Source organism: Microlunatus spumicola, from assembly GCF_039536445.1.
Taxonomy (GTDB): Bacteria; Actinomycetota; Actinomycetes; order Propionibacteriales; family Propionibacteriaceae; genus Microlunatus; species Microlunatus spumicola.
This window is the reverse complement of the sequence record NZ_BAAAYR010000001.1, coordinates 1,934,451-1,948,509: the sequence shown is the minus strand read 5'-3', so window position 1 is coordinate 1,948,509 and position 14,059 is coordinate 1,934,451. Positions and strand designations below refer to the sequence as shown.

14 protein-coding genes are annotated in these 14,059 nt (G+C 72.2%); 6 read left to right on the top strand and 8 right to left on the bottom strand.

The window, feature by feature from the left end:
- On the bottom strand, positions 1 to 227 hold a 227-nt coding region (locus ABD665_RS08985), incomplete at its 3' end, for an alcohol dehydrogenase catalytic domain-containing protein (RefSeq protein WP_344741975.1).
- Between the two features lie 173 nt (positions 228 to 400).
- On the opposite strand from ABD665_RS08985, the gene ABD665_RS08980 reads away from it, so the two are divergent.
- Together ABD665_RS08980 and ABD665_RS08975 are read left to right on the top strand one after the other, a co-directional pair.
- Entirely contained in the window at positions 401 to 1,402 is a 1,002-nt protein-coding gene (locus ABD665_RS08980; protein ID WP_204911287.1) for a sugar-binding domain-containing protein, read from the top strand.
- Entirely contained in the window at positions 1,399 to 2,943 is a 1,545-nt protein-coding gene (locus ABD665_RS08975) for an FGGY family carbohydrate kinase (protein ID WP_204911288.1), read from the top strand. The genes ABD665_RS08980 and ABD665_RS08975 overlap by 4 nt, the downstream gene beginning before the upstream one ends.
- Positions 2,944 to 2,949: 6 nt before the next feature.
- On the opposite strand, the gene ABD665_RS08970 is transcribed toward ABD665_RS08975, so the two are convergent.
- Together ABD665_RS08970 and glnA are read right to left on the bottom strand one after the other, a co-directional pair.
- On the bottom strand, positions 2,950 to 3,651 hold the full coding sequence (locus ABD665_RS08970) for an ANTAR domain-containing protein (RefSeq protein ID WP_204911289.1): 702 nt from the start codon (positions 3,649 to 3,651) through the stop codon (positions 2,950 to 2,952).
- Between the two features lie 192 nt (positions 3,652 to 3,843).
- Positions 3,844 to 5,265 carry a type I glutamate--ammonia ligase gene (glnA, locus tag ABD665_RS08965; protein WP_204911290.1) on the bottom strand — a complete coding sequence of 474 codons (1,422 nt, stop codon included), beginning with the start codon at positions 5,263 to 5,265 and terminating at the stop codon, positions 3,844 to 3,846.
- Between the two features lie 213 nt (positions 5,266 to 5,478).
- Between glnA and ABD665_RS08960 the strand changes: the two genes are divergently transcribed.
- Both ABD665_RS08960 and ABD665_RS08955 read left to right on the top strand, forming a co-directional pair.
- Complete coding sequence (locus ABD665_RS08960; RefSeq protein ID WP_204911291.1) at positions 5,479 to 5,919, top strand: RDD family protein; 441 nt, start codon at positions 5,479 to 5,481, stop codon at positions 5,917 to 5,919.
- Positions 5,920 to 5,991: 72 nt separating this feature from the next.
- A complete protein-coding gene (locus ABD665_RS08955; RefSeq protein WP_204911292.1) occupies positions 5,992 to 6,420 on the top strand; it encodes a hypothetical protein in 429 nt (142 codons plus the stop codon).
- A 353-nt stretch (positions 6,421 to 6,773) separates the two neighbouring features.
- Here the strand turns inward: ABD665_RS08955 and glnII are convergent, their stop codons facing one another.
- A complete protein-coding gene (glnII, locus tag ABD665_RS08950) occupies positions 6,774 to 7,784 on the bottom strand; it encodes a glutamine synthetase GlnII (RefSeq protein ID WP_204911293.1) in 1,011 nt (336 codons plus the stop codon).
- Positions 7,785 to 7,949: 165 nt separating this feature from the next.
- On the opposite strand from glnII, the gene ABD665_RS08945 reads away from it, so the two are divergent.
- Positions 7,950 to 8,534: a YdeI/OmpD-associated family protein gene (locus ABD665_RS08945; protein ID WP_204911294.1), complete on the top strand. Its 585-nt coding sequence runs from the start codon at positions 7,950 to 7,952 to the stop codon at positions 8,532 to 8,534.
- Positions 8,535 to 8,684: 150 nt separating this feature from the next.
- Here ABD665_RS08945 and kynU read toward each other — a convergent pair whose 3' ends face one another.
- Together kynU and ABD665_RS08935 are read right to left on the bottom strand one after the other, a co-directional pair.
- A complete protein-coding gene (kynU, locus tag ABD665_RS08940) occupies positions 8,685 to 9,935 on the bottom strand; it encodes a kynureninase (protein ID WP_204911295.1) in 1,251 nt (416 codons plus the stop codon).
- Complete coding sequence (locus tag ABD665_RS08935; protein ID WP_204911296.1) at positions 9,935 to 11,716, bottom strand: ATP-binding cassette domain-containing protein; 1,782 nt, start codon at positions 11,714 to 11,716, stop codon at positions 9,935 to 9,937. Before ABD665_RS08935 ends, kynU begins: the two co-directional genes overlap by 1 nt.
- 64 nt (positions 11,717 to 11,780) lie before the next feature.
- Between ABD665_RS08935 and ABD665_RS08930 the strand changes: the two genes are divergently transcribed.
- Positions 11,781 to 12,188 carry a nitroreductase/quinone reductase family protein gene (locus ABD665_RS08930; protein WP_344741876.1) on the top strand — a complete coding sequence of 136 codons (408 nt, stop codon included), beginning with the start codon at positions 11,781 to 11,783 and terminating at the stop codon, positions 12,186 to 12,188.
- A gap of 123 nt (positions 12,189 to 12,311) precedes the next feature.
- Here ABD665_RS08930 and ABD665_RS08925 read toward each other — a convergent pair whose 3' ends face one another.
- Both ABD665_RS08925 and lipA read right to left on the bottom strand, forming a co-directional pair.
- A complete protein-coding gene (locus tag ABD665_RS08925; RefSeq protein ID WP_204911297.1) occupies positions 12,312 to 13,130 on the bottom strand; it encodes a DUF4191 family protein in 819 nt (272 codons plus the stop codon).
- On the bottom strand, positions 13,130 to 14,053 hold the full coding sequence (gene lipA / locus ABD665_RS08920) for a lipoyl synthase (RefSeq protein ID WP_204913921.1): 924 nt from the start codon (positions 14,051 to 14,053) through the stop codon (positions 13,130 to 13,132). Before lipA ends, ABD665_RS08925 begins: the two co-directional genes overlap by 1 nt.
- Between the last annotated feature and the right edge of the window lie 6 nt (positions 14,054 to 14,059).

Sequence of the window (14,059 nt, the reverse complement as noted above, 5' to 3'; positions counted from 1 at the left end):
CGGTTCTCATCGCCCCAGAACTTGGCGGCGCCGTGGTAGCACTTCAGGTCGCTGGCGCAGATCCCGACGGCTTCGACCTTGACCAGGACCTCTCCGGGTCCGCGGGTGGGGACGGGGACCTGCTCGAGGCGGTAGTCCTCGGGGCCGTGGTTCACCACGGCCTGCATCGTCGCGGGGATCGGGGTGGACGCCGCGGTGGTGGCGTCAGCGCTCGTGTCGAGGGCCATCGACGAGCCTCTCTGCTCGGGTTCCGGGGACGGTCCAGGTCGGAGGACCTGCCGCTCGGTGGTTCGTGCGGTCACGCTAGCGCTCGGCTGCGCAGATGTCCAGCACGAATGTTCTGAGGGCTCATGACCGTGCACAGGCGTTCACGAGCCCGTTCGGCTGCGATACTTCCCGCATGGCGGCGGCACCGCGACCAGAGACGGCGACGGGCTACCGGGTGGGTGGCACCGACGGCAGCCGCTTCGACCCGTCGATGCTGTACGCCGTCGCGAAGCTCTACTACCTGGAGGACGCGACGCAGGCCGAGGTCGCGGCCCAGCTCGGGACGAGCCGCGCGACGGTGTCCCGGCTGCTGTCGGAGGCCCGCCGCCAGGGGATCGTGAAGATCCAGGTGACCGCCCCGGAGACGTCCGGCGCGGACGGCCTCGCCCAGCAGCTCGCCACCGTCCTGGGGCTCGCCTCGGTCGAGCTCTCCGCGCCCTTCCCCTCGAGCGGGCCCGGCGCCGCCGACGTCCTGGGCAGCGTGCTGGCCCCCGCGGTCGGCCGTGCGCTCGAGACCGTCGGCCTGAGCCCCGGGGACGTCCTCCTGGTCTCGTCGGGCCGCACCGTCTACGAGGTCGCCCGCTACGAGCTGCCCCGCCTCCCCGGCGTGGTCGTGGCCCCCACGGTCGGGGGCACCGACCAGCCCGAGGCCTGGTACCAGACCAACGAGATCACCCGGCTCGTCGCCGAGCGGATCGGCGGGCGGGCGATGTACCTCTTCGCGCCGGCGCTGCCCGGTCCCGAGCTGTACGAGACCCTCCAGCACGACCCGACGATCCAGCGCGTCCTGCACCTGTGGCCGCACGCGCGCTGCGTCCTCACGGGGATCGGCGCGCCCCCGGTGCTGCGGGCCCAGGCTCCGCAGTTCATCGACACCTCGTCGGCCGGGCTCGTCGAGGCCGTCGGGGACATCTGCTCGCGCTTCTTCTCGCGGTCCGGCGCCCCCGTGACCTTCCCGGGCAGCGAGCGGCTCATCGCCCTGGACCTCGAGACGCTCAAGCAGGTCCCGGTCGTCATCGCCGTGGCCTCGGGCGCGGACAAGGTCGCCCCGCTGATCGCCGCGGCCCGCGCCGGCTTCTTCGACCACCTGGTGACCGACCCCCAGACGGCCCGGCTCGTGCTGGACCGGGTGTGACCCCGACGGCCCAGGGGTCCGGCGGCCCGCTCCTGCTGGGCATCGACCTGGGCACGGCGAGCAGCAAGGGCGTGCTCACCACCGCCGAGGGCGTGGTGGTCGCCACGGCCGTCCGAGATCGCCCCCGGTCGATGAGCCGGCCCCGGCCGAGCTGGGCCGAGGTCGACGCCGACGCGGTCTGGTGGGCCGACGTGGTCTCGATCAGCCGGGAGCTGGTCGCGGCCGCGGGCGAGGCGCCCGTCGCGGCGGTCTGCGTCAGCGGCGTGGGTCCGTGCCTGGTGCTGTGCGACGAGCACGACCACCCGGTGCGTCCCGCCGTCCTCTACGGCATCGACATGCGGGCGGAGGTCGAGATCGAGGAGCTGACGGACGAGCTGGGCCGTGAACAGATTCTCCGCCGGTGCGGCAAGACCCTGTCGAGCCAGGCCGTCGGGCCCAAGCTGGAGTGGGTCGCCAAGCACGAGCCCGAGGTGTTCGCGCGGGCGCGCCGGTGGTTCGGGTCGAGCTCCTACGTGGTGCGCCGGCTCTCCGGGGCGTACGTGCAGGACCACCACACCGCGAGCCAGTGCGACCCCCTGTACGACGTGCACGCCTTCGGCTGGGCGCAGCCGTGGGCGGACCGGGTCGTGCGGCACCTGGAGCTGCCCCGCCTCGTGTGGCCGTCGGAGGTCGTCGGGACCGTGACGGCGGACGCGGCCGACGCGACCGGTCTGCCGGTGGGCACGCCCGTCTGCGCCGGCACCGTCGACGCGTGGGCCGAGTCCTTCAGCGCAGGGGTGCGCGCCCCCGGTGACCTAATGATCATGTACGGGTCGACCCTGTTCCTGGTCCAGGCGCTCGAGCGGCCGCTGGCCGACCCGGTGCTCTGGACGACGACCGGCATCGACCCCGGCTCCTGGACGCTCGCGGCCGGCATGGCCACCGCCGGCCTGCTGACCGCGTGGGTGCGGGACCTCGTCGGCGTGCCCGACTTCGCCGCGCTCGCCCGGGAGGCCGCCGCGGTCCCGGCGGGGTCCGACGGCCTGCTCGTGCTGCCGTACTTCGCGGGCGAGCGCACGCCGGTCTTCGACCCCCGTGCCCGCGGCGTCGTGGCCGGTCTCACGCTGGACCACACCCGGGCCCACCTGGCCCGCGCGGTCTACGAGGGGGTGGCGTACGGCGTGCGTCAGATCCTCGAGCTCGTGGCGGCGGGCGAGGCCCCCGCCCGCCGCGTCGTCGCCGTCGGCGGCGGCACGCAGAGCCGTCTGTGGCCGCAGATCGTGAGCGACGTGACGGGTCAGGTGCAGGTCGTCCCCGCCGTGACCATCGGGGCCAGCCACGGCAGCGCGCTGATGGCGGCGATCGGCGTGGGCCTGGTGCCACCGGGCACGAGCTGGGTGGCCGAGGGGGCGGACGTCGTCCCCGACCCGCGGAACCGCGAGACCTACGACGAGCTCTACGCGGCCTACCTCGAGCTATACCCGGCGGTGAAGCCCGTGCTGGGCACGCTGTCGCGGATCCAGGAGCGTTCCGCGGACCGGTCGACGGCCGCGCGCGCCTGACCGGCGTCAGCGGGCCCCGGGCAGCTCGCCGGTCCGGACCAGGTCCTCGGCGACGTCGCGCAGCTTGATCCCCGTGCGCTGCGAGGCCTTGGTGAGCAGCGTGAAGGCCTGGTCCGGGGTCAGCCGGTACCGCTCCATGAGGATGCCCTTCGCCTGCTCGATCCCGGCCCGCGTCGCCATGGCGGCCAGCATGTTGGCGGTCTCCTCGGCGGCCGACGCGGCGCCGGAGGCGTTGTTCACCGCGTACGCGATCCAGGGCGCCACGGTGCTGGCCCGCTCGACGTCCTCGTCGCCGAAGGCGTGCGGCCGGCTCGAGTAGTTGTCGAGCGCGCCGAGCGTCCCGGCCTGGAACGGGAGCGGGACGGACAGCGAGCTGCCGATTCCGTGGGAGGCGGCGTACTGGGTGTAGTCCGGCCACCGGTCGTCGGTGCGCATGTCGTCGACGAGGAAGACCTGGCCGGACCGGCCGGCGTCGAGGCAGGGGCCGTACCCGCGCTCGTACTGCATCTCGTCGGCGTCCAGCGCCATCTGGCCGTCGTGGGCGGCCGTGAACGCCCGGTCGCCGCGTACCAGCGTGATGGACACGGACTCCGACCCGGGCAGCGCCCGCCGGGCGATCGAGGTGATGTCGCCGAGCACCTCGGCCAGCGGGCGCCCGACCAGGACGACGCTCACCAGCTCCTCGTGCAGGGTCGTCAGGTCCGTCACGTCGTCCTCCAGGTGTGGTCGTGCCCGTACGGGCACACCGCTGCGCCGGAGCGCCGGGCCCAGCAGGGGTATACCCGCCGGGCGGCTGGCCGGACACGGTGGCGTACGACCCGCGCGGCGCGCGCAGCCGGGGAACGGCAGAGGCCCGCCGCCCCAGAGGGGCGACGGGCCTCCGTCACGTACGGGTGCGGATCACACGTCGTAGTAGAGCTCGAACTCGTGCGGCGTCGGGCGCAGGCGGATGGCGTCGATCTCGCTGCGCTTCAGCTCGACCCAGGTCTCGATCAGGTCGGGGGTGAAGACGTCGCCGCCCAGAAGGAACTCGTGGTCGGCCTCGAGCGTGTCGAGGACGCCGCCGAGGCTGTCGGGGACCGTGGGCACGTTGGCGTGCTCCTCGGGCGGCAGCTCGTAGAGGTCCTTGTCGACCGGGGCCAGCGGCTCGGTCTTGTTCTGGATGCCGTCGATGCCGGCCATGAGGATCGCCGCGAACGCCAGGTACGGGTTCGACGACGGGTCGGGGCAGCGGAACTCGACGCGCTTGGCCTTGGGATTGGACCCGGTGATCGGGATCCGCATCGCGGCCGAGCGGTTGCGCGAGCTGTAGACCAGGTTGACCGGCGCCTCGAAGCCCGGCACCAGGCGGTGGTACGAGTTCACGCTCGGGTTCGTGAACGCCAGCAGCGACGGCGCGTGCTTGAGGACGCCACCGATGTACCAGCGGGCCAGGTCCGACAGGCCGCCGTAGCCGGCCTCGTCGTAGAACAAGGGCGTGCCCTCGTTCCAGATGGAGCTGTGCACGTGCATGCCCGAGCCGTTGTCGCCGAAGATCGGCTTCGGCATGAAGGTCGCGGTCTTGCCCGCGGCCCACGCCGTGTTCTTGATGATGTACTTGAACTTCTGGACGTCGTCGCCCGCGGCGAGCATCGTGTTGAAGCGGTAGTTGATCTCCGCCTGGCCCGCGGTGCCGACCTCGTGGTGGGCGCGCTCGACGATCAGGCCGGAGCCCTCGAGGTGCTTGGTCATGTCGTCGCGCAGGTCGGCGAAGTGGTCGACCGGCGGGACGGGGAAGTAGCCGCCCTTGTACTTGACCTTGTAGCCGCGGTTGCCGCCCTCCTCGACCCGGCCGGTGTTCCAGGCGCCGGCGACGGAGTCGATCGAGTAGTAGCCGGTGTTCTGCTTCGTCTCGAAGCGCACGTCGTCGAAGACGTAGAACTCGGCCTCGGGGGCGAAGAACGCGGTGTCGCCGATGCCGGTGGAGGCCAGGTAGTTCTCCGCCTTGCGCGCGATGTTGCGCGGGTCGCGGCTGTAGGGCTCCTTGGTCAGCGGGTCGTGCACGAAGAAGTTCAGCGCGAGGGTCTTCGCCTTGCGGAACGGGTCGATGAACGCCGTCGTCGGGTCAGGGAGTAGCGCCATGTCCGACTCGTGGATCTTCTGGAACCCACGGATGGAGGAGCCGTCGAAGGCCAGGCCGTCGCTGAAGACGGCCTCGTCGAACGACCCGGCGGGCACGGTGAAGTGCTGCATCTGGCCGGGCAGGTCGCAGAACCGGATGTCGACGATCTCGACGCCCTCGTTCTTGATGTAGGCCAACAGGTCGTCGGCGCCTTGGAACATCTGTCCTCCGTCGGTAGGCGTGCGGTGCGGGTACGGCCGTGGCGTCGCGCGGGCGCGATGCACGCACGACCGTAACGCTCTCGTCGACCGAACCTAGGGAGACCCGGTTGCGCCGGGGTTTCCGCGACGTTCCGCCCGCGTAACACCACCTCACAGCCGGTGCCCCTCCGCTCGCCGGGGAGGCAGGAAGGAGGGCCCACGTACGCTCGGTGCGTGGCTGACGGAGCCGCCGGCACGGCCGGCGAGAGCGACTACCCGGGCGAGCGAATCGGGCTGCCCCAGGCGGGTCGGGGCTCGCTCGCGAGCTGGGGGAGCCGCATCTCCGCCTTGGTGGTGGACTGGATCATCTGCACGGTCGTGGCCGTCCTCCTCTTCGGGAGCCGCGTCGTGACCGGGCAGGGCTGGACCAGCTGGATGACTCTGGCGACCTTCTTCGTGGAGACGTCCGTCCTGTGCGTGCTCGCCGGCGGGAGCGCCGGTCAGCTCATCTGCCGGATCGCCGTGGTCCGGCTCGAGGGCCGTCCGCTCGACCTCGGCCGTTCCGTGCTGCGCGCGGCGATGGTCTGCTTCGTGCTCCCCGCCCTCGTCGTCGGCACCGACCGTCGCGGGCTGCACGACCTGGCCGCGGGCACCGCGGTCGTCAATCGCCGCTGACCCTCCCGCTCGTGCACTTTCTCTAGGTGCGGTGCACTTGAAACGAAGTAGACCAGGTGCCATTCTGGTCTCATGGTTAACGTCACCGTAACATTCGACCCCGACGACGCGGCCGACCTGAGCAGGGCCCGCGCCGTCCTCGACCGTCTCTCGGCTGCCTCCGACGCCGAGACGACCGACCCCGAGGCCATCCACCAGAAGGTGATCGCGCTGCTCCGGGGTTACGGCCACAACCGCGTGGAGTACATCCGCGCGGTGGCCAAGGCGGCCCCCGGCCGAGCACCGTACGAGGACCTCGTCGCGATCGTCGGCTCCTCCAAGGCGCTCGGCGGCACGCACTCCTCGATCGAGCGCGCCTGGCGGGCCAAGGGGATGCCCGGCCCGTTCATCGAGACCGACGACTCGGGCGACGCGTCGATGGACATGCGCCTCGCCGACATCGTCCTCTACGCCCTCCACGAGGTCGACGAGCCCGACCCGCTCGCGGCCGCCCGCTACTGACCGTCACCGACCTCGGGGGAGACAGCGCCGTCTGCTCCTGACCCCGGGGAGGACAGCGTCGTCCACCCCGGCACCGCGAAGGCCCGCCACCCCGCTGAGGGGTGACGGGCCTTCGTGCTGCGTTGTTCTCCTCGCGCCTGTCCAGGCCAGTACGCCCCTGAGCCTGTCGAAGGGCAAGAACGCCCCCTGAGCCTGTCGAAGGGCCCCGAAGGGGTTGGCTTCCCTCGATGCGGCCTTGGAGGAGGCCGACCTCTTCGAGGCCCTTCGACAAGCTCAGGGGGCGTTCGACAAGCTCAGGGGGCGTTCGCGAGCTCAGGTGGCGTTCGCCGAGCTCAGGGAGTTGGCGCTGCTGACTAGAAGCCGGCCTCGGCCAGCGCGCTGCAGCAGGTGTCGATGATCATGCCGCTGACCAGGTAGGGGTCCATGTTGGCGTTGGGTCGACGGTCCTCGAGCCAGCCCTTCTTGGCCTTCTCCACGGCCCAGGGGATGCGCACGGAGGCGCCGCGGTCGGAGGCGCCCCAGCTGAACTCCTGGTAGCTGGCCGTCTCGTGCGCGCCGGTGAGGCGTTCCTCGATGCCGGCGCCGTACGCGGCGACGTGCGCCTGGGCGTTCCTGCCGAGCGCCTCGCAGGCGACGACGATCGCGTCGTAGCCGTCCATCGTGGCCTTGGTCGAGAAGTTCGTGTGGGCGCCGGCGCCGTTCCAGTCACCCTTCATCGGCTTGGCGTCGAAGCTGACCGTCACGTCGTAGTCCTCGGCGATGCGGTGCAGCAGCCAGCGGGCCATCCACATCTGGTCACCGATCGCGGGCGCGTTGAGCACCCCGATCTGGAACTCCCACTGCGCCATCATCACCTCGGCGTTGGTGCCCTCGATCGCCAGGCCGGCGTCGAGGCAGGCCTGCGTGTGACGCTCGACGATCTCGCGGCCGACCATCTTCTCGCCGCCGACGCCGCAGTAGTACGGGCCCTGCGGGGCGGGGTAGCCGTTCTCCGGCCAGCCCAGGGGGCGGCCGCCCTGCATGAACGTGTACTCCTGCTCGATGCCGAACATCGGGTTCTGGTCGGCGTACTTCTCGGCCGCGGCGACGCACGCGGCGCGCGTGTTCGTCGGGTGCGGGGTGAAGTCGGTCAGCTCGACCTCGCAGAGCACGAGGATGTTGTCGCCGCCGCGGATGGGGTCGGGAACCGTGTAGACGGGGCGCAGCACGCAGTCCGAGTTCGCGCCGGGCGCCTGGTTGGTGCTCGAGCCGTCGAAGCCCCAGATGTCGGGCTCCTTGCCGTCGGCCACGATGCGGGTCTTGTTGCGCATGATCGGCGACGGCTGCGTGCCGTCGATCCAGATGTACTCCGCCTGGTACGGCATCGGTGAGATCTCCTTCTGCGCCCGCACGCGGGTGCGCGACGTCTCCCGCATCCTGGTCGGCGGGGATGTCGGTGCCGTGTCGGTGCGGTGTCGCTCGACGCACCCGGCCGGGGTGCCCGGTGACGATCGGTCGACGTCGGCGGGTCGCGCTGGGATCCTGTCGACGTGGCCGGGACGCCGAAGGTCGAGCACGAGCAGCTGGAGGTCACCGACCTCGCGCAGCTGACGGCCTGGTTCGCCGAGCACCACGAGACGGCGACCGGCGTCTGGCTCGTCACCTGGAAGCGCACCACCGACCCCGACCGCCACGTCGCGTACGAGGACGTGGTGCGCGAGTGCCTGCGGGTCGGCTGGATCGACGGCCAGGCCCGCGGCGTCGACGAGCGACGGAGCTCCATCCGGCTCACGCCGCGTCGCCCCGGCAGCGGCTGGGCCCGGACCAACCAGCAGCGCGTGGCCGAGCTGGAGGCCGCCGGCCTGCTGCTGCCGCGCGGGCGGGCGGTCGTCGACGAGGCCCGGGCGAGCGGGGCGTGGACGCTGCTCGACGACGTCGAGGACCTGGTCGAGCCGCCCGACCTCGCCGCGGCGCTCGACGCGGACCCGGAGGCCCGGCGCCGGTGGGACGCGTTCCCGCGCACACCCCGACGCGCGGCCCTGCTCTGGCTGTCCGGCGCCAAGCGGCCGGCGACCCGGGAGAAGCGCGTCGGCGAGATCACCGAGCGGGCGTCGCGCGGGCTGCGGACGCCCTGACCCGGACGCTCGTCGAACGCCCCCTGAGCTTGTCGAAGGGCCCGGAACGGGTCGGCGTCGTTGCCGGGGGAGGCCGCCAACCCCTCCGGGGCCCTTCGACAGGCTCAGGGGGCGTAGGCGGCGCTTCGACAGGCTCAGTGAGCGTGTTGATCAGGTGACGGCGGAACGGACCTTGAAGCGGTCGTCGTCCCAGGCGCGGGTGGCGAGCACGTCGGCGATCGCCTCGACCGCGTCGTAGACGTCCACGAACCGCAGGTAGAGCGGCGTCAGCCCGAACCGCAGGCAGTCCGGCTCGCGGTAGTCGCCGACGACGCCGCGGGCGATCAGGGCCTGCACGACCGCGTACGCCTCGGGGTGGGAGAAGGTCAGGTGGCTGCCGCGGCGGTCGTGCTGGCGCGGCGTCACCAGGCTGATCGGCTCGTCGGCGCAGCGCTCCTCGACGAGGGCGAGGAACAGGTCGCCGAGGGCGAGGGACTTGGCCCGGACGGCGGCCAGGTCGGCTCGTTCCGCGACGTCGAGCCCGCAGCCGACGAGCGTCAGCGCCACGACCGGCTGCGTGCCGCCGAGGAAGCGGGTGACCCCGGGCGCCGGCTCGTACGCGTCCTCCATGGCGAAGGGCCTCGCGTGACCCCACCAGCCGGTCAGCGGCTGGCGCGCGTCCGCGTGGCGCGGGTTGACCCAGAGGAAGGCGGGGGCGCCGGGACCGCCGTTGAGGTACTTGTACGTGCAGCCGACGGCGAGGTCGGCGTCGGCACCCAGCAGGTCGATCGGCAGCGCGCCGGCCGAGTGCGCGAGGTCCCAGACGACGAGCGCCCCGGCGGCGTGCACCTGCCGGGTGACCTCGGCGAGGTCCCACAGGGCGCCGGTGCGGTAGTTCACGTGGCTGAGCGTGACGACCGCGGTCCGTTCGTCCAGCGCGCCGGCGAGGTCCTCGGGGCCGTCGACCAGCCGGAGCTCGTGGCCGCGGTCGAGCAGGTCCGTCAGCCCCTTCGCGATGTAGAGGTCGGTCGGGAAGTTGTCGCGCTCGCTCACCACGACGGTCCGGCGCGGCTCGGCGTCGTGCTGCAGGGCCAGCGCCGCGGCGAGGGCCTTGAAGAGGTTCGCCGAGGTCGTGTCCGTGACGACGGTGCTGCCCGGGCCGCCGCCGATCAGCGGCGCGAGCCGGTCGCCGAGCCGGACGGGCAGGTCGAACCAGCCGGCCGTGTTCCAGCTGCCGATGAGGTCCTGGCCCCACTCGCGCTCGACCACGTCGGCCACCCGGGCGGCGGCGTGCCGCGGGCGGGCGCCGAGCGAGTTGCCGTCCAGGTAGACGACGCCGTCGGGCAGCGCGAACGCGTCCCGGGACCCGGCCAGCGGGTCCTCGGCGTCGAGCCGCTCGCAGTCCTGCCGCGTGAGCGCCACTAGCCGACCAGGTCCGCGGCCTCGAGCCAGGCGAGCTCGAGGTCGTCCTTCTCCGCGGTCGCCGCGTCCAGCTCGCGCTGCAGCTCGGCGAGGCGGCCGTAGTCGGCGGCCGCCGCGGCCATCTGCGTGTGCAGCGACGCGATCCGCTTGTCGACCTTGCCGATCTGCGACTCGACCCGCGACATCGTCTTGCGCGCCTGGCGCAGGTCGGCGTTCGCGGTCGGGGCGTTCGAGACCGGACCGGTCGGCAGCTCGCCGTCCGCGGCCCGCTGCCGCCGCACCTCGAGGTACTGCTCGACGCCGCCCGGCAGCAGCACGCAGGTGCCGTCGCCCATCAGCGCGTACGTGACGTCGCAGACGCGCTCGAGGAAGTACCGGTCGTGGCTGACCACGATCAGCGTGCCCGGCCAGCCGTCCAGGTAGTCCTCGACGACGTTCAGGGTGTCGATGTCGAGGTCGTTGGTGGGCTCGTCGAGCAGCAGCACGTTCGGTTCCGCGAGCAGCAGGCGGAGCAGCTGCAGGCGGCGCCGCTCGCCACCGGACAGGTCGTCGAGGCGCGTCGTCAGCTTGTTGCCGGTGAAGCCGAAGCCCTCGAGCAGGGTGCTGGCCGACACCTCGTTCCCCGTCGCGACGCGGACCTGGCGCCTGACCCCCTCGACGGACTCGAGCACGCGCTCGGACCCGGTGAGGCCCTCGAGCCGCATCAGGGTCTGGCCGAGGTGGCCGATGTTCAGCGTCTTGCCCTGCTTCACCGTGCCCGCGGTCGGCTGGGCCTCGCCGTCGAGCAGGCGCAGCAGCGACGACTTGCCCGCGCCGTTGACCCCGACGAGGCCGATCCGGTCACCCGGGCCGATGGACCAGGTGAGGTCCTCGAGCAGGACCTTCGGCGGCTGGCCCACGGCGTAGTCGACGTGCTTCAGGTCGAAGACGTCCTTGCCCAGCCGGCTCGTGGCGAAGCGCTGCAGCTCGAAGCGGTCGCGCGGCGGCGGCTCGTCGGCGATGAGCGCGTTGGCGGCGTCGATCCGGAACTGGGGCTTCGAGGTCCGCGCGGGCGGGCCCCGCCGCAGCCAGGCCAGCTCCTTGCGCAGCAGGTTCTTGCGGCGGGCGTCGGCGGCGCTGGCCTGCCGGGCGCGCTCGGCCCGGGCGAGCACGTACGCGGCGTAACCACCGTCGTACGCGTCCACGCGGGCGTCGTGGACCTCCCAGATCCGCGTGCAGATCGCGTCCAGGAACCACCGGTCGTGGCTCACCACGAGCATCGCGACCGAGCGGGCCTGCAGCGCGTTGAGCGCGTCCGCGAGCCAGGCGACGGCCTCGACGTCGAGGTGGTTCGTCGGCTCGTCGAGCACGAGCAGGTCGTGGTCGCCCAGCAGCAGCTCGGTGAGCGCGACGCGGCGGCGCTCGCCGCCCGAGAGCGTGGTGAGCTCGGTGTCGAGGTCGACGTCGGCGAGCAGGTGCTCGACGACCGCGCGGGTGCCGGCGTCGCGGGCCCAGACGTGGTCGGGCTGGCCGTCCACGATGACCGAGCGCACCGTGGTGCCGGGCGGGACGTCGTCGGTCTGGATCAGGTAGCCGATCGAGACGCGGCCCGTACGGGTGACGCGCCCGGAGTCGGGCTCGGACGCACCGGTCAGGATGCGCAGCAGGGTGGTCTTGCCGTCGCCGTTGCGGCCGACGACGCCGATGACGTCACCCCGGGAGAGACCCAGGCTGACCTCGTCGAGGAGCGTTCGGGTGCCGAAGGTGATGGTGAGACGTTCGGCGTTGACGAGGTTGGCCATAGGTCGTCCAGTCTTCCACGTCGTGGGGGTGGCGCCCGCCGTGCGGCGGGGCGATGATGCCGTCGTGAGCGACTGGAACCAGCAGATCATCGACGAGTTCCGTGCCAACGGCGGCACGGTGCAGACCATGGGGTTCGGGCGCGGGCTCGTCCTCGTGCACCACCTCGGCGCCCGGACGGGCACGGAGCGGGTGAGCCCCGTCGCGAACATCCGCGACGAGGACGGCTCCCGGCTGATCGCCGCCTCCAAGGCCGGCGCCCCGGACAACCCCGACTGGTACCACAACCTGCTCGCGCACCCCGACGTGACGATCGAGACGCCGGAGGGCGAGGAGCGGGTCCACGTGACCGACCTGCACGGCGCCGAGCGCGACGCCGCCTGGGACCGGTTCAAGCAGATGTCCGACGGGTTCAAGGCCTACGAGGCCAAGACCGACCGCGTCATTCCCGTCCTCCGCCTCACGCCCCTCTGACGAGGCCGCTCGCGCGCCGGCGCTGACCGGTCCGTCTTCCTCCTCGCGAGTCACGACGGAAGAACGTTGTCGTGCCTCGCTCGTCGTCCAGACGGACCGGCGCCGGCTCCCGACGCTCGCGGCCTAGCGCCCGCGCGTGGCCTGGCGTGAGGCGCGGGTGGGCATCGGGCCCTTGGGCATGCCGATGACCGGGCGGACGGCGTCGAGGGCGCGCAGCCGCTGCTTGAGGTCCGTCACCTGGTTGGGCTGCAGGATCTTCGGCAGCTTGCGGATGCGGTCCGTGAGCTTGTCCAGCGGCACCTGGTTGGGAGCGTCGCCCATGACGAACGTCGTGACGGTGATGCCGTACGCGACGCGCTCGTGCTTGCGGGCCTCTCCGGCCAGCAGCTGGCGCACGCGGCCGGGGTCGCCCTCGCCGACCAGGACCAGGCCGCCCGGGCCGACGGTCCGGTGGACGACGTCCTTCTGCCGGGTGGCGGCGACGACCGGGCTCGAGATCCACTGCTTGGGCAGCATCGAGAGCGCCACCTCGGCGGAACCCGTCTGGCCCGCGTAGCGCTTGAAGGTCGCCCGCTTGGCCCGGCGCACCAGCAGCGCCATGGCCAGCAGCACGCCGACCAGGACGCCCATGACGGTCAGGTAGACGATGTGGTCCCACAGCAGCCCGACGACCACGGCCACGACGACCGGCAGCAGGAACGCCCCGAGCAGCACGAACGGCAGCTGCGGGTCGAACTCGCACGTGACCTTGTACGCCTGCCCGACCTGGCGGAACCGGCCCATGTCGGCGGGGTCGGTGCTGTTCTTCCGGCGCTCCTTGACCGCGACCCGGGCCGCCTTGGCGGCGGCCTTGGCCTCCTTCGCGGTCGGCGTCGGGCCCTTGGCCGGCGTGAGCGCGGTCGACCCGCTGCGCGCCGGGGTGGTCGTCTTGCGCTCGGCCATCAGCGACGAGCCCCTTCCGGGTCGAGGTCCTGGCGCGACGCGAGCGCCTCGCGGTAGAGCCGTCCGGCGCGGTACGACGAGCGGACGAGCGGCCCGCTGAGGACCCCGGCGAAGCCGATCTCCTTGGCCTCCGCCGCGAGCTCGACGAACTCCTCCGGCTTGACCCAGCGGTCGACCGGGTGGTGCCGCGGCGAGGGCCGCAGGTACTGCGTGATGGTGATGATCTCGGTGCCGGCCTCGTGCAGGTCGCGGAGCGCCTCCGAGACCTCCTCGCGGGTCTCGCCCATGCCGAGGATGAGGTTGGACTTGGTCACCATGCCGGCCGCGCGGGAGTAGCGGAGCACGCCGAGCGAGCGGTCGTAGCGGAAGCCGGGACGGATGCGCTTGAAGATCCGCGGCACCGTCTCGACGTTGTGCGCGAACACCGCGGGGCCCGCGGAGAACAGCTGGTCCAGGTAGTCGGTGTTGCTCGAGAAGTCCGGGGCCAGCATCTCGACGCCGGTGCCCGGGTTGAGCTCCTTCACCTTGCGGATCGTCTCGGCGTAGAGCCAGGCGCCCTCGTCGGGCAGGTCGTCGCGGCAGACGCCGGTGATGGTCGCGTAGTTCAGGCCCATCTTCTGCACGGACTCGGCGACGCGCAGCGGCTCGCCCGTGTCGAGGTCGGCCGGCTTGCCGGTGTCGATCTGGCAGAAGTCGCAGCGCCGGGTGCACTGGTCACCACCGATGAGGAACGTCGCCTCCCGGTCCTCCCAGCACTCGAAGATGTTGGGGCAGCCGGCCTCCTGGCAGACGGTGTGCAGGCCCTCCGACTTCACGAGCTGCTGCAGCTCGCGGTACTCGGGGCCCATCCGGGCCGTCGTCTTGATCCAGCTGGGCTTCTTCTCGATCGGGACCGCTGCGTTGCGGACCTCGAGCCGGAGCATCTTGCG

Bases quoted from the DNA above. Each gene is read 5' to 3' on its own strand.
- ABD665_RS08980 (WP_204911287.1), top strand. From the start codon at position 401: ATGGCGGCGGCACCGCGACCAGAGACGGCGACGGGCTACCGGGTGGGT.
- glnA (WP_204911290.1), bottom strand. From the start codon at position 5,265: ATGTTCCAAGGCGCCGACGACCTGTTGGCCTACATCAAGAACGAGGGC.
- ABD665_RS08955 (WP_204911292.1), top strand. From the start codon at position 5,992: ATGGTTAACGTCACCGTAACATTCGACCCCGACGACGCGGCCGACCTG.
- glnII (WP_204911293.1), bottom strand. From the start codon at position 7,784: ATGCCGTACCAGGCGGAGTACATCTGGATCGACGGCACGCAGCCGTCG.
- ABD665_RS08935 (WP_204911296.1), bottom strand. From the start codon at position 11,716: ATGGCCAACCTCGTCAACGCCGAACGTCTCACCATCACCTTCGGCACC.
- ABD665_RS08925 (WP_204911297.1), bottom strand. From the start codon at position 13,130: ATGGCCGAGCGCAAGACGACCACCCCGGCGCGCAGCGGGTCGACCGCG.
- lipA (WP_204913921.1), bottom strand. From the start codon at position 14,053: ATGCTCCGGCTCGAGGTCCGCAACGCAGCGGTCCCGATCGAGAAGAAG.